This window comes from Aurantiacibacter sp. MUD11, from assembly GCF_026967575.1.
Taxonomy (GTDB): domain Bacteria; phylum Pseudomonadota; class Alphaproteobacteria; order Sphingomonadales; family Sphingomonadaceae; genus Alteraurantiacibacter.
On the sequence record NZ_CP114054.1, the window covers coordinates 1,332,492 to 1,355,595 of the forward strand.

14 protein-coding genes, 2 tRNA genes and 1 riboswitch are annotated in these 23,104 nt (G+C 59.1%); of the genes, 10 read left to right on the top strand and 6 right to left on the bottom strand.

The window, feature by feature from the left end; translation table 11 throughout:
- Positions 1 to 12: 12 nt before the first annotated feature.
- On the top strand, positions 13 to 1,674 hold the full coding sequence (locus tag OZN62_RS06675) for a dihydroxy-acid dehydratase domain-containing protein (protein WP_269102046.1): 1,662 nt from the start codon (positions 13 to 15) through the stop codon (positions 1,672 to 1,674).
- 7 nt (positions 1,675 to 1,681) lie between these two features.
- On the opposite strand, the gene OZN62_RS06680 is transcribed toward OZN62_RS06675, so the two are convergent.
- Together OZN62_RS06680 and OZN62_RS06685 are read right to left on the bottom strand one after the other, a co-directional pair.
- Entirely contained in the window at positions 1,682 to 1,957 is a 276-nt protein-coding gene (locus OZN62_RS06680) for a PilZ domain-containing protein (RefSeq protein ID WP_269102047.1), read from the bottom strand.
- Positions 1,958 to 2,079: 122 nt separating this feature from the next.
- Positions 2,080 to 3,561 carry an FAD-dependent oxidoreductase gene (locus tag OZN62_RS06685; protein ID WP_269102048.1) on the bottom strand — a complete coding sequence of 494 codons (1,482 nt, stop codon included), beginning with the start codon at positions 3,559 to 3,561 and terminating at the stop codon, positions 2,080 to 2,082.
- Positions 3,562 to 3,647: 86 nt separating this feature from the next.
- Here OZN62_RS06685 and OZN62_RS06690 point away from each other — a divergent pair.
- Positions 3,648 to 3,721 (top strand) — tRNA-Cys (locus OZN62_RS06690).
- 58 nt (positions 3,722 to 3,779) lie between these two features.
- Positions 3,780 to 3,855: transfer RNA gene (locus OZN62_RS06695), tRNA-Thr, on the top strand.
- A 204-nt stretch (positions 3,856 to 4,059) separates the two neighbouring features.
- Here OZN62_RS06695 and OZN62_RS06700 read toward each other — a convergent pair.
- Genes OZN62_RS06700 through OZN62_RS06710 form a run of 3 tightly spaced genes read right to left on the bottom strand, consistent with a single transcriptional unit; the run spans position 4,060 to position 6,303 of the window.
- The gene (locus tag OZN62_RS06700) at positions 4,060 to 5,637 is read right to left on the bottom strand and encodes a recombinase family protein (protein ID WP_269102050.1); all 1,578 of its coding nucleotides are present in this window, start codon (positions 5,635 to 5,637) and stop codon (positions 4,060 to 4,062) included.
- Positions 5,630 to 6,076: a DUF2924 domain-containing protein gene (locus tag OZN62_RS06705; RefSeq protein ID WP_269102051.1), complete on the bottom strand. Its 447-nt coding sequence runs from the start codon at positions 6,074 to 6,076 to the stop codon at positions 5,630 to 5,632. Before OZN62_RS06705 ends, OZN62_RS06700 begins: the two co-directional genes overlap by 8 nt.
- Complete coding sequence (locus OZN62_RS06710) at positions 6,064 to 6,303, bottom strand: DUF3489 domain-containing protein (protein ID WP_269102052.1); 240 nt, start codon at positions 6,301 to 6,303, stop codon at positions 6,064 to 6,066. The genes OZN62_RS06705 and OZN62_RS06710 overlap by 13 nt, the downstream gene beginning before the upstream one ends.
- Before the next feature lie 252 nt (positions 6,304 to 6,555).
- Between OZN62_RS06710 and OZN62_RS06715 the strand changes: the two genes are divergently transcribed.
- The gene (locus OZN62_RS06715) at positions 6,556 to 7,656 is read left to right on the top strand and encodes a DNA cytosine methyltransferase (protein ID WP_269102053.1); all 1,101 of its coding nucleotides are present in this window, start codon (positions 6,556 to 6,558) and stop codon (positions 7,654 to 7,656) included.
- On the opposite strand, the gene OZN62_RS06720 is transcribed toward OZN62_RS06715, so the two are convergent.
- Positions 7,653 to 8,411, bottom strand: coding sequence for a hypothetical protein (locus OZN62_RS06720; protein WP_269102054.1), 759 nt, complete (start codon positions 8,409 to 8,411; stop codon positions 7,653 to 7,655). The genes OZN62_RS06715 and OZN62_RS06720 overlap by 4 nt on opposite strands.
- A gap of 1,180 nt (positions 8,412 to 9,591) precedes the next feature.
- Positions 9,592 to 9,696: riboswitch (SAM-I-IV-variant riboswitch) on the top strand.
- Between the two features lie 58 nt (positions 9,697 to 9,754).
- On the opposite strand from OZN62_RS06720, the gene OZN62_RS06725 reads away from it, so the two are divergent.
- The 6 genes from OZN62_RS06725 to OZN62_RS06750 all read left to right on the top strand — a co-directional run bounded on the left by OZN62_RS06725 (position 9,755) and on the right by OZN62_RS06750 (position 23,081).
- Positions 9,755 to 10,624, top strand: coding sequence for a hypothetical protein (locus OZN62_RS06725; RefSeq protein WP_269102055.1), 870 nt, complete (start codon positions 9,755 to 9,757; stop codon positions 10,622 to 10,624).
- 329 nt (positions 10,625 to 10,953) lie between these two features.
- Entirely contained in the window at positions 10,954 to 13,923 is a 2,970-nt protein-coding gene (locus OZN62_RS06730) for a hypothetical protein (RefSeq protein ID WP_269102057.1), read from the top strand.
- Between the two features lie 26 nt (positions 13,924 to 13,949).
- Positions 13,950 to 19,397, top strand: coding sequence for a DEAD/DEAH box helicase (locus tag OZN62_RS06735; RefSeq protein ID WP_330848769.1), 5,448 nt, complete (start codon positions 13,950 to 13,952; stop codon positions 19,395 to 19,397).
- Positions 19,394 to 21,370, top strand: coding sequence for a nuclease-related domain-containing DEAD/DEAH box helicase (locus OZN62_RS06740; RefSeq protein ID WP_269102058.1), 1,977 nt, complete (start codon positions 19,394 to 19,396; stop codon positions 21,368 to 21,370). The genes OZN62_RS06735 and OZN62_RS06740 overlap by 4 nt, the downstream gene beginning before the upstream one ends.
- Positions 21,371 to 21,374: 4 nt before the next feature.
- Positions 21,375 to 21,947: a hypothetical protein gene (locus tag OZN62_RS06745; RefSeq protein ID WP_269102059.1), complete on the top strand. Its 573-nt coding sequence runs from the start codon at positions 21,375 to 21,377 to the stop codon at positions 21,945 to 21,947.
- 186 nt (positions 21,948 to 22,133) lie between these two features.
- Positions 22,134 to 23,081 (top strand): type II restriction endonuclease, encoded by a 948-nt coding sequence (locus tag OZN62_RS06750; protein WP_269102060.1) that lies wholly within the window; start codon positions 22,134 to 22,136, stop codon positions 23,079 to 23,081.
- Positions 23,082 to 23,104 lie beyond the last annotated feature (23 nt).

The window sequence follows — 23,104 nt, forward strand, 5'->3', positions numbered from 1 at the left end:
AGCAACACAACAATGGTCGAACTGCGGAGCAATGCCGCCAACAATCCCGGTCGCCGTGCCAACTGGCGCGCACTGGGCCTGTCGAAAGAGGACATGGAAAAGCCCAAGATCGCGGTGGTCAATTCCTCCAGCGAACTGGCGATCTGCTATGCCCATCTCGACGGCATCGCGCAGATGGTGAAGGAGGAAATCCGCAAGGCGGGCGGCGTCCCGTTCGAAGTGCGCACCTCCGCCCCCAGCGACTTCATCACCGGCGCCGCCAAGGCCGGCAGCTATATCCTTGCCGGGCGCGACATCATCGCCAACGATATCGAAGTGCAGGTGGAAGGCGCGCTGCTTGACGGCATGATCTGCCTGACCAGCTGCGACAAGACGCCGCCGGGCCACCTGATGGCGGCGGCGCGGCTCAACATTCCCACCATCCTCGTCATCGGCGGTTACCAGCAGGCTGGCGAGATCGACGGCGAGCCGGTGGACGTGGAAGATGTCTGGTCCGGCCAGGTCGGCGCGATCTTCGGCAAGGAGCCGAAGTTCCCGATCCCCGACATGGCGGAGAATGCGATCATGGGTCCCGGAGTCTGCGCCGGCATGGCCACGGCGAACACCATGCACTCCGTCGTCGAGGCGCTCGGCATGGCACTGCCCGGCCACGCCCCGGTGCGCGCCAACAGCCCGAAGATGCAGGCCAATGCCCGCGCCGCCGGGCGCCGCATCGTCGAGATGGTCAACGAAGACCTGCGCCCGCGCCAGATCCTGACGCCTGCGGCCTTCCGCAACGCGGTGGCGACATTGCTCGCTGTCGGCGGGTCCATCAATGCCATCAAGCATCTGCAAGCTACCGCCATCGAGGCGGAAAACGGCGTCGATGTGTTCGCCCTGATGGAGGAGTTCAGCGACGTCCCGCTGCTTTCCCCGGTTCGCCCCACCGGTGCAGTCCGGATCGAGCAGTTCGAGGACGCCGGCGGCGCACGGGCGGTGCTGAAGCGTCTTGAACGCCGTATCAACCCCGAAGCGCTCACCTGCACCGGCAAGACGCTGGGGGAAAACCTGGCTGATTACGAAGTCGAGGGGCCGGACGTGATCCAGTCGCTCGATGCCCCGTTCAGCGATGGCCCGACCATCGCCATCCTTTCCGGCAGCTTTGCCGAAACGGCGGTGGTGCGGCTGGGCATCCGCGATGGCTCGCGACCCGAGGAATTCACCGGCACGGCGCGCGTTTTCGAGGACACACAAACCTGCATGAAGGCAATCGAGGAGGGTGAGATCAAGGATGGCGACGTCGTCATCACCCGTAACCAGGGCCTGCGCGGCGGTCCAGCGATGGGCGGTGGAGCCAGCCTTATCCTCTTCGCGCTGGACGCGGCGGGGCTCGCCAAGACCACAGCCTTCGTCACCGACGGGCAGCTTTCCGGCCTGTGCCTGAAAGGCCTGACCGTCGCCGAGGTTCATCCCGAAGCAGCGGCCGAGGGGGCGCCCATCGGCCTCGTCCGCGATGGCGATACAGTGCGCATTTCGGTCGCCAACCGCAGCATCGACCTAGACGTTCCGGCAGAGGAACTGGCCACGCGCGCCGGCCCCGGCTTCCGCACCGATGCCAGCGGTTACCTGCGGAATTTCCGCGAATCCGTGCGGCCCATGCCAACCGGCGGCGTGCTGATCCCGGAGAAGAAGTAGCGCCCGACTACTTCGTCAGCATCTGCTTCAGCCGGTCGAACACCGTCTCATGCAACGGCGCCTCGAAAGCGATTCCGGCGCGGCCATCTTCCGCCCAGACCAGTTCGCCTGGCAGGGCCGACAGGCCGGGGAGCGTCACCAGCACGCGTTCACCCGGTCTCGCGGCAGAACCGTGGAACTCCACCATGCAGCCGCCGGCCGAGAGATCAAGCACCAGCAGGTCCACGCTCCCCCCGGTCTTGGCGCGCACCTTGGCGCGTACCTTGTCGGCTTCTTGCTGCATGATTTCCCACTAGTCCCGACCGCTGAACGCCGTCCAGCCGCTTTTGGCAGAAATGCGTTTACCGCCGCTTCACCTTGACGGCTAAGGACATGCGCATGACCGTGATTAACGCGGTCGCAACCCTATTGCGCGGGCACACTGGCCGCCTGGCGCACCGCCGCGACGACCTCGTCGTCGTGCAGGTGGGCACCCTGCTGGCGCAGCACCTTGCGGATGGCGTCGACGTCCACGTCGCGCGGCTGCACGCCCTGGTCAGCCGCCAGCGCCGCGCCCACGCCCGCCGCCTGGCCGGTCAGCCAGCACTGCGGGATCTCGCGCATGAAGCCATGGCTGTTGGCATCGCAGCTGATGTGCCGTCCGCCCACCAGCAATCCGTCCAGCGCGCGCGGCACCAGCGAGCCATAGGGAACCGAGACCACCGGAAACTTCGGGCTGAGCGAAGGCGATACGCCAACCTCGTCCGCCACCGGGTTGGCATCGCCCCAATCCTTGCGCTCGATCCGGCCGACACCGGCCAGCCGCCGCGTGTGGCGCACGCCCAGCTGGCTAGCGCTTTGCAGCGAATAGACGTTCTCGAACCCCGGCGCGTGCTTGCGAAAGAACTGGCAGTGCCCCTCCATCAGCCGGTGACTGCGGATTTCCACCTCGGTCTGGTCGTCCACGTCGAGCGCGGAGAGCCCACTCTGGCGCGGCCCCAGGAACAGCGCAATATCGGGCCGCCAACTGACGTAGGGCGTCTGGAAATAGCCCAGTTCCTCGCGCCCGCGCTCCATGAACTGGCGCAGCTCGTCCGGGTTGTGGACTTTCCAGTCGATCCAGCGATCCATGTTGACGCCGCCGAGCACCCAGCCGGTGTTCATCGAGTGGTGGACGTCACCTTCCTCGATATCGGTGTCGAACTCCGCCCCGGCGCGGGCGAACATGTCGCCGTCGCCGGTGGTATCGATCACCACCTTGGCCATCAGCGCATGGCGCCCCATCTTGCTTTCGAAGATGGCGCCCTTGGCCTGGCCGTCCTCCACCAGCGGGCGCGCGGCCCAGGCATGGAAGACGATGCGAACGCCCGCTTCCAGCAGCATTTCCTGGTTGTTGAGCTTCATCCGCTCCGGATCGAGCGTCGGCGCCCATTGCACGATGCCGTGGAAGGCCGTGGTGCGCTGCCCCCAGTATCCGGCCTTCACCGGGTCCTGGCTGCCCCAGTCCGCGCGCGGCGGGCCGGCGACGCCTTCGGGCGGCATGCGGTCGATGAAGTGGCGGGCATAGCCCTGGATCACATGGTTGCCCTGCCAGTCGGTCATACGGTCGATCCACATGACGAGGCCGCCGGTCGAGAGACCGCCCAGGCAATTGTAGCGTTCCAGCAGGGTGACGTCCGCACCCGCCTTGGCGGCCGCCCAGGCCGCCGCGCAGCCTGCCGGGCCGCCGCCGATCACCGCCACGTCGCACTTGTGGTAGATATCGATGTCGCGGGCATCCTCGCGCACGGTTCCGCTACCATTGGGTGGCGGCAGGTTGCGCGAATCGCTGGAGAACACGTCGGAGCCGAGGAAGCGCTCTTCCTGGTGCCCCTCCACTCGCTGCAGTTTGACTTTGTCCTGTGCCATGAGAGCGCGCTCTAACCCGGCTTTGGCCACGCGGCAAGGAACCCCATTGCGTCAGGCATCACCTTTCGCTAGACGCGCGGCCTTCCGGCCCGATGGCGGAGTGGTTACGCAGAGGACTGCAAATCCTTGCACGCCGGTTCGATTCCGGCTCGGGCCTCCACTTCCCCTGATTTACCGTTGCCCGTGGGCAGCGGCGAGATTAGGGGGCGCGTCGGATTGCCGCTTTAGCTCAGTTGGTAGAGCACATCATTCGTAATGATGGGGTCACGTGTTCGAGTCACGTAAGCGGCACCACCCTTCCTTCAAAAGTGTGCTCAGCCCCAATCTTCGCAGATTGGGACCGCTTTTCCTGCGCCTATTCCGTGACTTGTCTGCAATGGCAAGTTGTTGCTACTGCACCGAGACCTATCTGGCGCGGCGCATCACCCGCGAATACCCCAGTGTCTCAAGGCGCCAGAATCGTGGCACCAGTTGCAGACCTTGTTCGATGTGGTGCTTTCAGGAGAACCCGAGGAAAGTGCGCTGGCCAGCCCAGTCGAGGGGCAGCGCCGATGCGCGCAACAATCGGCGCCCCGTCAGTCCGACCGGCTGACGCCCTTCAATGATTGCCGTGGTGATGTCGGGTGCGAGCCATCCGATTCTGAGAAGCTGCCAAAGGTGGCGCTTGCTGTAATTGACTACGGTCGGCTCTTCGCTTCCCTGCATGATCATGCGTTGTGCAGAACGGGCCTGCGCAAGCAGCTTGATGAGAACTGGATCGGGATTACCGGCGACCGCGTTTCCATCAGGCGGCAGCTGCAGTTTCTTCTCGGCTCCGCGTGAGACAAGCATTGCTGGCAGGGCTGTATGTAGAGCGCCCTCTCCATTGCCGAGAATCAGATCCTCGTTGGTGAGCTCAAACCGCAAATCATGTTCCAACAGGATAGCGCGCTGTTCAACCGTTGGCAGCGCCTTGAGGTCTGTCGCCAGCTCACCTCTCGCGGCAATTTCGTCAGCATCGCCTGCACTGTTCGATCGAAGCCATTTCGCTGTCAGACGGACGGCTGCTTTCTCAAGCTCCCCTGCAGGCACGCTCCATGGTGTGCCCCTCGTCTCGCCAGGCAGAAAGCGGGTCATGTAGTAGCGGTAGCAGCGGTGCCTTCTCGTCGTATGGCTTGGCGACATCGGTCGACCATCAGGATCGCTGATCATCCCGGTCAGCAAACTCGGGTTCCTTGCTCGCTTGCCAAGACGATGATCGCGCCTGTTCTCCTTGAGAATGGACTGGACCTGCTCAAACTGTTCTAGCGGGATGATCGCCTCGTGCTGTCCTTCGTAGACCTCTTCGTTGTGCCTGACCCTTCCGCTGTAGATAGGGTTCCTAAGCATGAGCGCGAGCATGCCTTTGGTGAACGGGCATCCGCCGACCGTCTTGCCGTTCTTGTATTTGCGCAGCTTGGTTCTTGCGCCCTTCGCGTCCAGCGCATCGACAACCTGCTGGACCGAGCGAAGCTCACAATAGGAATCAAAGATGAAACGGATCGTCTCCGCCTCGCCAGGTTCAATATGGAGCATCCGGTGTTCAACCCGGTACCCGAGCGGCACAGGCCCGCCCATCCACATGCCCTTCTTCTTGGACGCCGCGACCTTGTCGCGAATGCGCTCGCTGGTAACCTCGCGCTCGAACTGGGCGAAGCTCAACAATACGTTGAGCGTCAGTCGTCCCATCGAGATGGTCGTGTTGAATGCCTGTGTCACGCTGACAAAGGAGGCCTCCTGTTTATCGAGGATTTCGACGATCTTTGCGAAATCGGCGAGGCTGCGGGTCAGGCGGTCAACCTTGTAGACGACGATGATGTCGACCTTGCCCGCCGCTACGTCTGCAAGAAGCTGTTTGAGCGCAGGACGATCCATTGATCCCCCTGACCAGCCACCATCGTCGTAATGCTCTCCAACCTTCTCCCAGCCCTCGGCTGCTTGGCTCAGGATATAGGCAGCACAGGCTTCCTTCTGGGCATCGAGGCTGTTGAAGTCCTGCTCGAGTCCATCCTCGGTCGACTTGCGGGTGTAGATCGCACAGCGCTTCTTCTCAGCCATCTGCGGTTCCCCTCGTGGTGGAGCGCGAGCGCAGGCCGAAGAAGCGGGGCCCCGACCAGTGGGCTCCGGTTATTGCACGGGCAATATGTGACAGGCTCTCGTAGCGCCGCCCCTCGTGCTCAAAGCCTTCGTCGAGCACGAGTACATGATAGGTCTTGCCATGCCACTCGCGCACCAGCCGTGTGCCCGGCTTGATGGTGAGGTGGCGCTCCGACATGACAGATCCGGTCTGCTCGAGTAGCGAACAGGCCCGGTTGATCGCTTTGCTGGTCGAGGTGGGAATCCCTCCATGCACGCGTGCCTGGATCTGCCAGGACAGCCCACGACACAGTAGTGCCGGGCCGATTGCAGGTGCTGGCTTCCTGAACTGCTCGCGCCATGCCGCCCGCAATTGTGGAGGCGACATCGCTTCAAGCTCTTCGATGCTCAGACGCGGCACGGTTCTGCCTCGCCCGTCATCTTGTATGCAATCTCGCCATTGGTGCGCTCTTCCTTGGCCAAGGCGATGCCTTGCTTGCGAACTCCACTCAGGAAGGCGCGACAGCTACGGGGCTTCCACGAAGTCGCCTTCTCGATCTCGGCCAAAGTGGCGCCTTTCGCACGGCGCAGCATGCTGTGGACTGCCGCTGCCTTGGTCTTGGTGGGCGTCTTCTTTTTCGAAGTCATTTCGGGTCTCCTATGCAAGCCGGACCATCCGGCCTTGCACTGACCCAAGCCGCTGAACTTTGAAGTCCCAGCGGCAACGTTGTGCCACACAGCAATGCTCCGCTTATGACAACAGTCCAGTCAGAAAGTCGGCATTTCGCCCGTTTTCGCAAAAGGTTTTCGGGGAAGCAGACGAATGAACCGTTCCTGTTCTGTGCTCGACCCGCTAACATAAGTGTACCAGAGATTTGAAGAAGAGATGAAGCTAACAGCATGAGCGGGAAGATCGTCGACCTATTTTCTTGTGGCGGTGGAATGTCCTCCGGTTTCGTCAGTAAGGGCTTCGAGACGATTGGTGCGGTCGACCTTGAGGTCGCGAAGCCGAGCCACGGGATTGGTGCCACGTTCTGTAACGACACATACGAGAGAAACCTGGGCCTCAGGCCGATGTCTGCTGACTTGGCTGTGACTGGACCGGACGAGGTCGCATCCCACTTCGGGATTAAGCCAGGCAACGTCGACGTCCTCATCTCGTGTGCGCCCTGCACGGGGTTCAGCCAGAAGCAGAGTCGCAACCACAGCAAAGACGACAGCCGGAACCGACTGGTCGAGAGGACAGCTATATTCGCCGCCGCGTGGCGCCCCCGTTATGTGGTCATCGAGAACGTCAAGGAGCTTCTGCGCGGCAGGCACAAGCACCACTTCCAAGCCCTACACCGAGCCCTGACCGACTCGGGCTACAACGTCTACGCTGAGATCCACGACCTAAAGAACTTCGGTCTACCCCAGAGCCGAATTCGGTCCCTCATCGTCGCGAAGCTTGGTGGCAGCTTTTATCTAGATCTGCCCGAGGTCGAGCCGAGGACGGTGCGAGACGCCATAGGGCACCTACCCGAGCTCGAGGCGGGCGAGACACATCCCGACGACCCGATGCACGTGTGCCCTCGGATAGGCGGACATTCGCTAGAACGTATGAAGGCTATCCCAAGGGATGGCGGAAGCTGGACGGACCTCACTGAGGACCAGGCACACCTGCGAATTCCGAGTATGAACGTGGAAAAGCCAGGATCATTTCCGGATGTGTACGGCCGGTTGGCTTGGGACCGTCCCGCGCCAACTATCACCCGAGAGTGCAGCCATCCGGGAAACGGACGCTACAGCCACCCCGAACAGGATCGTCTGTTGTCGGTGCGTGAGATGGCGCTCCTGCAGGGCTTCGCTCCCGACTACCAATTCGAAGGCTCGCTCTCGTTCAAATACAGGCAAATCGGTGATGCTGTACCGCCGATGATTGCGGGTATGATCGCCGAGGCAATAATCGAAGATGCCGAGGGTCGGGGCGCACTTCCGCCTCAGTTGCGGATGGCTGTTTAGCCTGGACGACTTAGACGCCACCAAGCATGAAACGAGCAAAGGCGGACGTCGAGACCGGCGATTGTGACCTTTTCGACGCTTCCATCTAGGCGCAGTGTAAAGGCCTTTCGGCCGTTCACCATGACCTTTGCGCTGGTTCCTCCCGATCCTGACAATGGTTTGAAGTCTGTCGACTTAAGGCTCTGGACCATCGCCAGCACTTTTTTCGGAATCTCGACCAAGTCGTAACGGATACTCTGCTCGTCCCCGTAGCTGCGAAGCATGAAGATGCGCTCGTACTCTCGCAAGTGTGAAAGGACCCTTTCTTGGACCTGTTTGGGAGCATTATGATGGCTGCCGAGATCCCGGATCCAGCGAGCCTCCATCAACTTCGAGATCGTGATTGACTTAGGGTTCAGTCCCTTCGCTGCCTCTGTCTTGAGCGAGTAATAGCGACCATCGACCTCCAAGTCGGCGCCACGGTGCGTCATGTTCTCGGTACGTTGTGCGCTGTGGCCAGACATCTTGAAGGAGTGCTCCAATATATGCTCGAAGTTCTCCTTCTTCAGGGCAACGCCGCTCGAAGCATGATGCGCAGCCAAGCGGGTCGAGAAATACTCGAACGCCTGTGCGTCTAGAAAGTCCGTGCGCAGGTGTTCCCGCTCAATCTCTTCCGTGAACTTATCGACGATACCTTGGAGTACCTCGACCTGCATCGGGTTGAGTCGGCCTATCGCCTCGATAAGCTCTTTTCGCTTCGAATTGTCCTCAGACAATTTGGACTCCACCCTGCTTATGACCGGATGGAGACTAGTTTCTCAGCCTATTCGCCACAAGAGCTGGAAAAGCGCCCACCAAGTTGGATGGCCGAGCAGCCCTTTCCCCAAGGTCCCACGCCGGAGTTCCAGACTTCAGATTCCAAAACAACGTCAGCGTCTAAGGTTGAGAAGGTTGATTGCTTGAGGCGCGGCCAGACCTTAAGGACCGGCAATCAAATTGGTCGCCATAAGATGAAATGCCCTGTGTGCAGGTCAGAGTTCATCTTCAATCGCTCGTCAGATCGGCACCAGCCTCGCATGGTCCTTCATCGACGGCCGGAAGCCGGACCCGATATGGATCAACAAGTCGTTAGCCCGAGTGACCCGAGGATCACCCAATAGTAATTCTCAGCCTGCAGTTTCTGATCGCCGGAAGCAAAAGATTTCAGCCTTGGATCAAGTGTCCAACGGAATATCAAAATCGAGACAAGACCAGTCCGAGATAAGTCCTCGCAGATCACCCGAGCTGAGCTTAGGCCGGGAAACGGAGATCCCCATTCGACATACCGACTGCCAAGAGAAAGTGCGATGACCAGACTGGCAATCAGGGTTGCCGAAAACGACTTCACATTCTTCGTTGTCTGTAAACTCAATGGAACCTTCGATTCCAACATAGCTACGATGTCCGATGGGGAGATCATAGCCCACCGTGCCGCCCAAAAATCACGCCATCAGCGTTCCTAGACTCCGAAAAATTGTCTGCGGGAAATGCCGTATCTTCGCAACCGAGCGTGCCGCTGACATGGTCCCATCCAACGTTGGCCTAAACGCGTGCGTTGGGGAAGTCGTTTGCGTAGACGGCTGAGGCCAGTGACACCGCCATAGCTGCTGTCGCAAATAGCCGGTACTTCATCTTTCTCCTCCCATAGGTTCGACAAGCGAACATGAAGGTATCTCCGCAGCTCAACCTGCCAACTACGGGCTATCACCTACAGTCCGACGCCACATGAACCTGGGCATTCAGTGCGTTGATCGCTCGAATGGGAGTTGACCACTCAAAGGAGAGCAGCTCGGTTTGCGCCGAGGAGCATGGCGCCGATTACCTACTCGGGTACCAGGTTACTCTCGATGAGATATCTTGGTCGCATCGAGGCACCCAGTCATTCAGTCTGCCTTAAGCTGCATCGTGGCATAGGAACTTATGCATCAAGAGCAGGGCCTGCGCCCTCACCAACCTGCCCAAGCCCGGGTAAGGTGGTCACCTGAAAAGGGATGTGGCCGGTCGGCAAACAAGCGGGCTGCTCCGGCAATATCCGTTCTCGCGTGGGCTCCTGGTGCGGCAGCACAAGGACTTGCACACAATGACCATCGGATATGAGGACATCACGCACAATCTCGGACGAGGAGAAGGAGGCATTCTGGCCGCCTGGTTCATCGCCGATCTGGATGGCCCTGTCGCCCTGAGTATCGGTTGCCTCGAGGGCCCGGAAACTGGGGACCTGTTCTATGCGTGGCATCACTGGTCAGGGCACAGGGCATGGAAGATTGGAGAGTGCAGCCGGGAACTGGCTGCTGATGATCCAGCGTGGGGCGACCACCTACTGCGCGGGATGATCCGGCTAGGTAACTCCGGCCTTAAAGCCCACCCCTTCGACTACCGCTTCTTCCACGACCTGCCAAGCGTGTTGGTGACCAACGGTAACCCCGCAGTCCATGAGGCGATGATCGATCTGGCGACCAGCGTAAATGCAGGTCGCGACTGGAGCCTCGAGCTGTTTCTCCTAAACAGGTATGGGTCAAACCTCTTCCGGAAGGCGCACTGGCTGGTGCGTAACGGTCTGGAACGAGCACGAGGTCGGAGGGACGTCGATCCGCAGCAGCTGAAAGCGATAGAGGAACGGTTCGCATCCACCTCAGGCTTCGTGGAATGGGCGCTGCCCGACCTTCCACCTTCCTTCACAACCCGCGACCTGGTGCGTCAATGGGCCGACCTTTTGGTGAAACCGAGCTACTCGCGACAAGCGCTCTGGCGTATCGCGCAGATGTGGGCAGGAGCGGCGGACGGCCCGTACCAGGAGCGTATCAACCAGCTCTCAGTAGAAGGTCGTCATGTTTCCTTCCGGCGCCTGGCGGATTACTTCAGTCGCTATCGGCTGCCGCTCTGGCCGACCTCATTCGACGATGCGATCCTGCGTTGGGAGTTGCATCACTTCAATCCTCACCCCGCCTGAGGAATGAGCAACACACTTTATTTAGCACTCCTCAAGCCACCTCATGGCAAGAGAATTCCAGCATCAGGAGAAGGGCCTGCCCCTCGCCAACCTGCTCGTTCGGGCAAGGCGGTTCCGCCACTTTGGATGCAGGAGGGTTGATTGGATCTTGGGCTCAAGGCAGACGATTGATTCTTCACTTTCGAAGACGGATTAATCGATGCCCCCTTGCTGGACGCCCCCTCTCGTTCTCCTCGCAAGGGCGTTCGTCCATTTACAGAATTGTAACGATAGATCGCTGTTGCAAAAAGATAATTGATCACCCAGAAGCCTGAAGCTCGAGGGGGATAATGCTGGAAAAGCTGAACGGGGCAATCAACGACATATTTCTCGGTGGACGCTTCGAATCGCGTCCGCTGTATCTGGTCTTGGACAACCAAGGTCGCCAGCAGCTTGCCGCGGCACTCGGCAAGAGCCCAGACGACGTCGAGGAATATTGCTGCCGGGAAGTGGGCAACCACCTATCCCCCACCGGGGATCCGTACTCGGCTTTCGAGTCTGCTCTTTGGAGCTGGTCCCTCAACGGTCGCAAGTCACGCCCCCCCTTCACGTCCCTTCTCTTCGTGCTCTCCCATGCCGCCGAGCAAATGGTCTCCGACGGCGAGTTCTCGTCAGGCAACTATTATGAACGCCTCTCCGCGCTCGTAGGCCTCCCGGCCGACAAGCTATCACTGCACGGCAAGACCACCGAGCAATTCTGGCAAGCATTCAACGGTTGGCTGGCGAACAACGACTTCCTCTACGGCCGACCTACCGCCCGCGCCGTCAACAAGTTCAAATACGTCGGGATCGCCATGTCGCAGGCGATCGTGCGCGAAGCCGATCTCCTGCGATTTCACAAGCTGTTTGAAAAGTATGGTTTCACGGACACTGACGATGTCAGCGAGTCCGAGATCGAGCAGTACATCTCGACCTGGATTCGCAGCTCGCAGCCAACGAAACAGCTCAAGGAAGCATGGAAGAAGACAGAGCTTAGGCCGAGGATCTGCGAGGCCGCCGTGGAAGAGCTCAAGGAGTGGCAACAGGATGCTGCGGGAGGTGCACGCGAAGCGCAAACGGGTCCCCGGCGACTGTCGTTGGCACTGAATTTTCGCCACGACATTTTTGGAAGGTCCGCATCGGTCTACTTTGGACGCGAAAATGTGTCCGAACCAATTCCGCTCAACACGAGTGAAGGTACGGCAGTCGAGCTTTCAAATTCGACCTTCGGAGCCTTTGCAACCTTAGAGCCTCGCTCTGTTATCAATATCGGCAACAGCCTTCTCCGAGGACTCGAGCTTTCCGTTGATGGCAAGCCCGCATTCACCTGGGGGGGGCGCGCAGCGATACCCCTTAGTCGTTCGGACCAAGGCTATTGGACGGAGGTAAGTAGGGTTTCGCTCGGGATCCCACAACTTGTACTCGTCCGCGGCGACGGAAGGGTCCGCAGGGCAATCGAGGATGCTCTCGCAGAGGTTGCAGTACCGGGATACACGGTTTCGACGAGTGACAAGCTCAAGGGTCTTCCTGTCGGCTGGGTCTTGTACGAGAACGTGGTCGTCAAGAAAGCGCTAGCGCAATTGTCTGGTTTCGAGGCCGTCCTGTCTCCTGTTGGCGAAAGCGCGAGCTTGCGTTTCACTGGCGGAATGAAGCTCGGTCGGGGGATCTGGCATCTCTGGGTTCCTCCGGAGGTGTCGCTCGAGACAGCTAAGAGCGGTGTCGAAATCTTGGCGTGGGACGGGACTGGGCCAGACGGGGATCCCGTTTGCGAATCCCGCAGCGGCAGCACGTCAACTTCGCTTCGGTTGGAAGGCTGCATCCCCGATAGTGGCAACGTCTATCTCGAAGGGAAAGCCGGCAAGTCCGTCGTCGCGTCGGCAAGCATCCTGTTTCGCTCTGCGAACCGTCCGCGACCTCTAGATCGGCAAGGCCGTGGGGTCGTAGCGTACGCTGGTATCCTTTCGACCCAAGTCAATGGAGGCAATCAAGATTGCACGGTGCGCGGTCTTGTCTCGCCGAGACTAGAACCGAGAACGCTGAATCTCGATATATTGTTGCGTTTTCGATCGCTTGACCAAGAGGTTGGTCGAGAAAAGCAGGAGGCCGAGACCGCGCCTGCTGGCACATCGGCCGACATCGAGTCGATAAGGGGGCTCAGTGTCGAAGAGGTGATGGCGTTGCCTTGCGCAGTGCGCGGCCTGCATCGCCTGGTTTATGCGCAAATCCCAAAGGATGCCTCGAAATCTGACCCAGTGGACGTCCATTGCGCTGACTGCGGCATTACGTTCGTGCATCGCAGGACGGACAAGGCGGTCAGGGTTCGTCGATCTCGTCAGCAGGTACCGGAAACACGACAACGCAGCGACGAGGTGGCGCACAAACCCGTTAACGTCGACCTCTGCTTGGACGGTGCGTGTTTTCTTGGCGCCGGCACTTTAGCCAGCTTCGAGACATTCGTCGCATCGCAAGACGTCGACACTTGGCGTGCTGGACGGGTCTTGCGAGATCTCGCCTGGTTGGGACATCTCGATGTCGAGACTACTTCGTCGCACCGGCCACGTTCATGGAGCATCTCGCCCCCGACAATCTCGTTTGTCTCGGACAAGAAGGCCGTCCTGACAGGTTATCGCAGCCGGAGCCTCGTGGCGAAAATCGAGGAGGTCGTTGTCGGTGTGGGTGGGCGCCTAGGCCGTGAAAAAAGGCGAGAACACGCAGAGATAATATCTGTCATCGGGCTCAAGGCGGCCGATTTGAGAGCAACCCTCACAGACATAGACGACCCCCACGGGCGCGTGATCGAAGTCGTTGAGGAAGCCGCAAGCCAGCTCCTGGCTTTCATTGGCAAAGACCATGACCTCTCAACCATTTTCAGGCCAGTTACCCTTGGCTCGGGCCTGCCAATGCAGCGTTTTGATGTAGAAGCTAACAAGTGGCGCAACACGGACGAGTTGATCGGCGCCGGCGCGTACAGGATCTCGGGTGCCGGCACGAGCTACGTGTTTCGCTCTCCTTCGGGAAAGGCGCATTCCGGCCCGCACGAACTCGTGAAACTCGCCGCCGCACGTGAAGCGGGGCTCAACCTGCATTCCTACGACGCCACTAGCGAAACCTTCCTATCGCGCCTTGGGTGCGAGCCGCCTGGGCTATTGGGGCGTGCACTAGTCTCTTGCAGCGGCGAGCTGCCAACAATCGAAGCAGGTACGTCCAAGTTCAAGAACGTCGGGCCAGCCATCGCGGCAAGGGTCCTGGAAATCCTATACGAGGGGGAGTTGCCGAAGTGACAGGGCCAAAGACACCTGTAGCCTTCATGGATTATGTCCGCGAGGCCTACTTGCGATACTACGATTCCGCCTTCTGGATGCGCGACGAAGCCATAATGCAGGAACGCAAAGAGCTGCTCTTGGAGCCAGGCGTCATGGCGCAAGAGCTACTCTTGGAAGCCGTGCCCGTTTACCCCTCGGAGGTACCGGTAGAGGCGGCTTGCGAAAAAGCTGGCCTATCCAGTCATACTGGACAGAAACTCGGCCCCATCGTGTTCGGACGCGATGATATCAAGCTTCGCCGACACCAAGCCGAGTCACTAGAATACGCGCTCGCTGGCGACAGCGAGGGACGAAAGAACGTCGTTGTGACCTCGGGTACGGGCTCGGGAAAGACAGAGAGCTTCCTCCTACCGTTGCTTGCTCGCCTTATCGAAGAGCGGTCAACCTTGCCTGGTGGGATGGACATCAACCCGTGGTGGGAAAAGCAACTCGGTAGGAGCGATGATTGTTGGAAGCACCTGCGCAGCACCGGTGAACCCAACATAGATCCCGCGGTTAGAGCACTAGTTCTCTACCCCACGAACGCGCTCGTCGAAGACCAAGTGTCGCGCCTGCGCCAAGCTGCAATTAGGGGTAAAGAGCTCCTCGGCTCGCCGCTGTTCTATTTCGGACGATACACTGGTGCGACCCCCGGTGGCACGAATTTCCCACCGGCAAAGCTGCTCGCAGACGACCGGAAACGCGTGAATAGCCTCGCGCGCGAGATCAAGGACATAGCACGAGAAACGCGCGACCTTCGCGCAGCCATCGAGGCAGATCCAGATAGTGTCGAGGACCGCGTCGAAGCCATCGCGCAATTCTCCGACCCGTACTGCGGCGAAATGTTGACTCGCTGGGACATGGTGGCAGCCCCACCCGATATCCTCATCACTAACACGAGCATGCTCAACATCATGCTCCTGCGCGATATCGAGGCGCCGATCTTCAAAAAGACGCGCGACTGGTTGAAGAAGGACTCCAGCGCGACATTCACGCTCGTTGTTGACGAGCTTCATGGTTATCGAGGCACGCAGGGCACAGAGGTCGCACTTGTCGTTCGCAACCTTCTCGATCGACTTGGCCTCGACCAGGACTCCGACCAACTCCGGTGTATCGGTACTAGTGCATCGCTAGATGGAGTTAGCGGCAAGGAATACCTCGAACAGTTCTTTGGCGTTGATCGCTCGACCTTCGTCATCTTGCCAGGTGAGCCCCGCCCATTCGAAATGCAAATGCCGATCGAGCAAGACGTCTTGCTGCAGCACCACGACGACCTCCTGTCGGAAGACCAAGCGATAGCCACGAAAGCAGCTGCAGAGGTTTCACGACGGCTTTCGCCCCGTGAAGCGCTAGCGTCAGCCTGTCGCGTTGCCGGCACGAGGACCGATGGCCCCGTCCGTCCCTCGCGAATTTCGGAGATCGAGAAAGCCCTCTTCGGTGAGACGGCCGACCCAAAAGCACTCGAAGCGCTTCTCTCTGCTGCCCAGCATGAAGACCGGGGGTCGTGGGAAGCCCCTAAACCCTCCTTCCGGTCACACGCGTTCTTGCGCCAAGTCCAAGGCATGTGGGCTTGCTCAAATCCAGATTGTACCGAGCTCGACGAGAAGTTCCGCACCCAAGAGCGCAAGATCGGTAGACTCTTCAAGTCACCGGCCATCAAGTGTGGCTGCGGTGGCCAAGTCCTCGAACTCATGTACTGCTATGATTGCGGCGAAGCCTTTCTTGGCGGTTTCGTCCTGCACCAGCCTGATGTCGAGGTAGACGGCGGAGCATTCCTACAATCAACTCGCCCTGGCAGCGGCCTCGTGCCCCCCGGCATGGTTTACGAGCGACCACACAAGCAATTCAGGTGGTATTGGCCTGGAGGGGCGATGCACTCTGGCCTACAACCTTGGACTCATCAAAAGCAAAGCGGCAGCGGGTCACACACGTTCTCGTTCGGGGCAGGCAAGTTTGATCCGAAGCTCGGCTTGTTGCAGCGAGCCGAGGGGGAAGAAGATCGGACTGGCCTGATCTATTGCCCACCTGCTGACTTGGACTCGGTTGCGGGACTGCCCGAGTGTTGTCCGCGCTGCGAGAGCGAGAAGAAGTGGTTCAATAGCCAAGACCTCGAGGGCTTCTACTCGGGGACCGTTCAAACGCCAATCCGCGGCCTCCGCACGGGTTTGAATGCAACGACGCAACTGGTTGCCGACAGGTCTGCGGTTGCAATCAGCGCGGATGGTTCACCGGAAAAGATGATAGCGTTCACCGATAGCCGTGACGACGCTGCGGACCTCGCCGCCGGCCTTGAACTCTACCACTTCCGCGACCTCGTCAGACAGCTAGTCCAGTCCTCGATGACCCCGACCGAGGTCCCCTCCCGAGACAAACTCATCGAGGTCGCAAGAGAGGTCGGTGGGAGTGAGCCATCGGGCGAGAGCGCCACGATCAAGGAGCTTGCCGAGTCCGCAGCCCCTGGAAGCTGGAAAGCTGCCAAGCTTTTTAGCGCCGGGATTGCAGACCCGGGAGACATCGAGATCCTCGAGCACCTCGAGGCCGCCAGCCATGCAACTGGAAAGAGCTGGTCATCCCTCGTCACCTCGCTCCGCGACCAGATGGTCTCAAAAGGCATAAACCCTGCGGGCCCGGAATTTCACCTCCAGAAGTTCTCGAAAACACCCTGGTGGAAGTTCTTTCCAAGGCCCACAGGCGCGAATTGGGAAGAGTTGAGTTCCGAACACAAGCAACAAGGGCTCGACCATTTCACGTCGAAGTGCGCCGCCAAGATCGCACTATCGCTCTTTGACCGGGCTGGACGGGATATCGAGTCCATGGGCTCCGGCTACATCGGGGTCATGGGCGATCACTCGCAAGCTCTTGGGCTACCGCGGGAACAGGCGGATGGCCTACTTGCAAACGTCGTGCGATTGGTTGGCCATGCAAAGCTGTTTTCCGGGAGCGGGAAATACCGCGGCGTCGATACTTGCCCACCTGACGCGCGGATTTACATCGAGAAAGTAGCGGCCGCGACGGGCAAGGCCCCCGAAGATCTCACCGAGAAAGTGCGAGAAAGGCTCGCCGGGCTCGGGATAATCAACGAGAATTGGATCCTCGAGACTAGCGACGTCTCGGCTTCAAAACTTGAAATTAGGCCTGCCGGCGATCTCAAGCCGATGCGCTGCAAAGAGTGCTCACGCATCGGCCTAGTGTTCCCGACTACCGTTTGCACCACGCCCCATTGCAGGTCTCGCAACTTCGAGGTCGTCACCTCTGTCGGTGAAGACTACTACTCGTGGGCAGCACGCGAGAAGCCTCACCGGCTGTCTACATGGGAACTCACCGGTCAAACGAAGCCGCTTAGCGAGCAAAGGCGCAGGCAACGCTTGTTCAAGGCGCAGGCCTTCATCGACGAGGAAACAGAGCTAACCCACGGCATCGATGCGTTGTCCGTTACCACGACGATGGAAGTCGGTGTAGACATCGGCTCGCTAAAGCTCGTGATGATGGCGAACATGCCTCCCCAGAGGTTCAACTACCAACAGCGAGTTGGCCGTGCTGGCCGACAGGGACAGGCCTTTTCTTACGCCGTGACGGTTTCGCGAGGCGCCGCGCACGACGACTATTACTTTAACAATCCAGAACGAATGACTGGGGATGTTCCCCCGCAGCCACGCCTTGATCTCGGCCGTGCCGAGATCATGCAACGCGTCGCCACCGCGGAGTGCCTTCGCCGGGCATTCGGCTCACTTGGAGAAGAAAAGCCTGCGCGTAGCGCAGAGAGCACGCACGGCGCCTTCGGACGCGCCGAGGATTGGCCAGAGCGTTATCGGGACATGATTGCAGATTGGCTCGCGAACGACCCGCAGGTGGACGGCGTCGTCGACAGGTTAGCGGTAAAGTCACCGCTCGAAGCTAGTGCAGTCGACGCGGTACGTAGCTACCTAAGGGAACAGCTTGTCTCGGATATCGACCAGGCAGTTGCTGACCAGCGATTCATCCAGGACGAATTGAGCTACCGGCTGGCCGTCGCTGGGATCCTGCCCATGTTTGGCTTCCCGACCCAAGTCAGGTCGCTGTTCCACGACAAGACGGGCGCGAGGAAAGCCGATGACCTTGTAATCAGCGACCGCCCGCTTGATCATGCCGTCTGGGCGTTCTCCCCCGGCGCCGAGATCCCGAAGGACAAGCAGCTCTTCACGGCATATGGCTTTGCCGTGAAGCGCGACGGTTTCCAGGGGGTTGGCAACGAGCAAAATCCGTTGGGTCCTTCGCTGCGGTACACGCGTTGTATCGATGCCGATTGCGGCGCGATTTCCCACGGGAACGCGGAGCAATGTGCCGTTTGCGGAAACGAGAGCCTCGATTTCCCACTCTTCCAACCACGCGGCTTCATGGCGTTCTGGAAAACTAGGGACTACGACGGCCAGCGAGCTCGGGGGCCAGCCTTGCCGCCTCCCGTCATGTCTTTCGAGCCCGAGTACTCGACTGAGAAGGCTGTTGGCCCCTTACAGCTCTCGTTCAAGAAAGACGCGATCGCACTCGTCAACGATAACGAGGGTAAGCTCTACGACTTTGCACGGGGCGAATTTGACCGCGTGATGGTCAAGGAGATTTCATACCGAGACCGTGACGTCGCGGACGCCGTGAATAACTTGGAGGTAATCGAGAGAGGTGCAATCGGTGCCGTCTTTACGACTGACGTCATGAGCTGTGTCTTCGCAGGGACTGGAGCAGTCGGCGGAATCGGGAAAAACGGAGTTCTCGACGTAGACCAAGTCTCTACGCGCCCGGCGCTCGCGTCTTTCGCAGAGTTCCTTAAGCAAGCCGTGGCATTTGAACTAGACGTATCGCCAGATGAATTCAGAGTTGGTCGCCAATTGCTCTTGCTCGATGAAACGCGGACCGAGCAAATCTTTCTTGCTGATGCCCTCGAGAACGGTGCTGGCTACTCCCGGATGGCCGCTGCACCCGAAACCCTCAGGACTTGGCTTGACACCCACTATCAACGGGAGAAGACGCGATGGCAATCGCCTTCACACTCCCGTGACTGTGACCGGTCTTGTCCAGACTGCCTACGCAACTACGGCAATCGCTTCACGCATGGCTTGCTAGATTGGCGGCTCGCGCTCGATCTCGCGGAAATCGCCTTGGGACACGAGCTCGACGAGAGCCGCTGGTTGAAGGGCAAAGATGATCCCATCGTGGCCGCATTCGAGAAGCTTGCTCAGCAGGTCGGTCTCGAGGTCGAGATCGACGAGCATTCCGGCCTGGTGACGATAGCTCGAGGCGAACACGCCTTGGTACTTTCGCACCCACTTTGGCACTTTGAAGAGGGGCTACTCCAGCCAAGGCAAGAGGCCGCGCGCCACTCGTTGTTATCTGACCTCGGGCCCCACGCGATGGTCCGGTTTGTCGACGCCCGCGACTTCGCTGCGAATCCAGCTACTCAACTCGTAAGGCTCCGGGGATGATCGAGGTAATCGGCATTCCGGGTAGCCGCGAATTCGAGGTGGCAAATCACTTCCGTGAAGTCTTCGCATCGCAATGGCCAGGGCTGGCAGAGAGCCCGGCAATTGAAGAACACGTCAAGATAGCCGCGAACGCGAAGCTGTCAGGTGGACCCGTCAGCGACATCGACGTGGTGATCGCGGCTGTCTTTGCTCGCTCAAGGCATTATGCCGTGCGGCGACCGACAAAGGATCGTGAAGGCAAGCACGTTTCCGGCGTGAAAGTGAGGGTCAAGAGCTTCGTCTGCGCAGTCGAAGTGAAGTCGCAAGACGGGAGCGGCATTTCCATAAACGGTGACGAGATCAACGTGCGCTACCGGGGGCGATGGAAGAGCGCGACGGAACAGAACGTCAAGCAAGTCCACGCTCTAAAGGCAGCGTTCGAAAACCAGCACCTGAGTTGCTTTGTCTATCGCTGCGTCGTCCTCGATGGGATCGATGAGCTACCGAAAATAGCTGGACGCCCGCAACCAGATGCCGGTGCTGTTGCCGGTGGCTTTAAGGCAGGCGAGTTCCTGTCAGCCGTGGCAGGAGTGTACGGCCTATACCGATACAAGGGTGAATACTCGATCTCGTCTGGCAAGCCGGAAGATATTAGAAAGGCCCTCGAGGCCCCGATTTTCCGCGGGATCGTGCCGACGAGGTTGGATCGTCAGAAGATGGACCGGATCGCCGCTAGGCGGCCAGAGTCCATTGAGATCGCAGCCAAGTTAGGGGAGCAGCGAGTTCACATCCGCGGGCATGGCGGCACCGGTAAGACCGTGATGATGTTGCAAGCTGCCCACGAGGCTTTCGAACGCCATGGAAAGCGATGCCTAATCCTAACTTACAACAATGCCCTCGCCTCGGACATCCGACGAAGCCTAGCCATGCTGGGGGTCCCATCGTTCGGAGATGGAGGTGGCGTAGAGGTGCGAACCGCAATGTCCTTCACATACTCGTGGCTTTCTCGGCTCGGTGTCAGCAGCCCAGAAGAGAAAGGCTCTTACGAGACTTACGAACAAGAATGCAGTGAAGCCCTGGAGCTCATACGCGCAGGAGCGATAACAAGAGAAGACATCGCAGCGGTCCTCAATGCAGATCTCGATCGCTTCGATGTAGACGTAATCATCGTAGACGAGGCACAGGACTGGCCTCAACCGGAAGCCCAACTGCTCTCCGCTCTTTACGGAGGTCAGCGAATTTCAATCGCCGATGGTCGCGAGCAGCTCCTCCGCGGGCGCCCCACGAACTGGTCGAAGACGCTTGGCGAAGGGCACGAGGCAACCGAGCGAAACTTGTCTCGGTGTCTTCGCATGAAAAAGAACCTCGGCATTTTCGCCAACTCTGTTGCTTCAGAAGCCGGGCTGAACTGGGAAGTTGAACCCAACGACGAGGCCGCGGGAGGGAAGGTCATATTGCTTGAAGGGCAGTACGGGGAAGACCCTTCCTTGGTAAGCGAGCTAGTCAAAGTAGCGAAGCGCGATGGCAACGACCTGGTCGATTTCCTCCACTGCGTCCCCCACTCGGCAGTGATTGAGATCGATGGCCACCGCGAGAGCGATCTCTCGAGATTGCTGATCGAACAGGGCTATGAGACCTGGGATGCCGTCGACGAGGTCGTTCGACAGGATTTCCCACGCTCCAATTCCCAGTTCCGCATCGTGCAATACGAATCAAATAGGGGTTTGGAGGGCTGGGTAACTGTCCTTGACCGATTTGACCTTGCAATCGCCAATCGCGAAGACTGGGAGCTTCGACGAGTGAACGCCAGCGACGATTCTACTGACCCTGTTCGAAGGGCAAGGAACGCGGCCTGGAGGTGGGCAATGATCTCTTTGACGAGGCCAATTGATACGCTCGTGATTTCACTTGGAGACAAGGATAGTGCCGCGGCAAATCTCTTGAAGCGAGTAGCCTCGATGCACGAGGATTTCGTCGAGTTCTACAACCGCTAGGCTCATGGCAGACACCTATAAGCGGCTCCGCCTTTCACCCGAGATCTTGGAGGATGCACAGTCGAGGGCCGATGCGCTGCCCGTCTTTGAATACTCACATCGCGAACGCGATGCGAACATCATTGGTTGTATCGGGGAAGTCGTGTTTGAGCGTTTCCTCGAGCACTTCCAGGTCCCGTTCGAAAACCGAACAGAATTGACCGACCACGACTATGTCGTGAACGGCCTAAGATTAGACGTGAAGACAAAGGACCGGACGGTGCTCCCGCGTCGAAATTACGACAACTCGGTCCCACTGTACAACCACGAGCACCAGCGTCCTGATTTCTACTACTTCATCTCCCTGTATAGAGACGCGTCTGAGCCCGTATCGACGTTGGGAAGATTCAAAGAAGCTTACATTGTTGGTGGGATCGATATCTCGTCTCTCGATGCCCACGGGACTACCTGGGACACCGGACAAGTAGATCCCGACAACGGAACCAAGTTTTGGACCTCATGTATCAACGTCACCATGGCGCAGCTGCTTTCTAACAGCGAGATGTTGCAGGTACTTCGCGGCGACGCCAAGCTCTAGCCATTTAGTGAGAGAGAGACGGGCTTCGTTAGATCACGGGTTGGTTCAGCAGATCGAGACCGAAGCGCTTAACGACGTGGTCACAGGCTCCATCGCGAGCCCAAGCTCACACAGTATCCTTGTGCATGCACCCTGTTGCGCCCCGGAAAGAGCCTGATAAGTTCGGCCTGCATCAAGGGGAAGTCATTGAAACATCTGATCGAAGAGCTTGATAGCGAGGATTGGCACACCGCCGCGTCGGAAATCCAAATTTACCTGCGCGGCAAGCTGCTTGGTAGTGACGGCCTCATAAAGAGTGTGCGTTCAACATTGGACGACGAGCGGCAGGAGAGGACCGAAGCCTGCAAGCGAGACTTTGCAGCCAAGAATGACCTCGACGGTCTAGACGACCGGGTGAACGAGTTCCTCTCGACGCTCAAGACGATCAACGACCGAGTCCAAGACGAGATCTATTTTGACTTTCCCGTGAACGCGCAAAGGATCAAAGACCTATTGCCGTTGGAAGAGGGTCTCGAACAGATATTTGCCCACGTTCTAGAGCCAAATGAACTGTCACCCGTTGCTCAATTCAGGCTGAATGCGATCCTCTGCCGAGTCCTCAATGCCAGCCTTGGACAATCGAACAAGAGCAATGCCGGTAACGCGGGAGAGTTCATGGCGGAGGCCATCCTGAATGCCGCTGGCCTTACGGAAGGAAGAGACTATCGGAAACAATACAAGTCGAAGAAGGGGTCTGACACCGACTACGTGATTCCCGCGGTCGATGACTTCAGAGATCATGAAGTCGACGCGTTCATCGCGGTTCAGATCTCGACAAACGACCGAGCCCGACTAGCCTCAAGCGAGCTAAAGACAGGTGCTAAGAAATACCTGGTCACCGGTAACGGGACCGATGCCGCCTCCAAAGCCCTCAAGGACATTGGGTACCAGATCATTGCTGACTATCGGGAAAACTTGGTCCTCATCGTCTGCCACGCCGCCGAGATCGAGCGAGAAAAAGCCCGTCTCAGGTCGAAGTTACGGGCCAATCCAAGAGACGAGGAAACTCGTAGCCGCCTCGAGTACGTGGCCAATCTAACCCTGTCGTTCGAGGCATTCGCGAAACGCATGCGCGACAACTTCGCCAAGCCTTAGGAAGCGGTCGCGACCAGCGACGA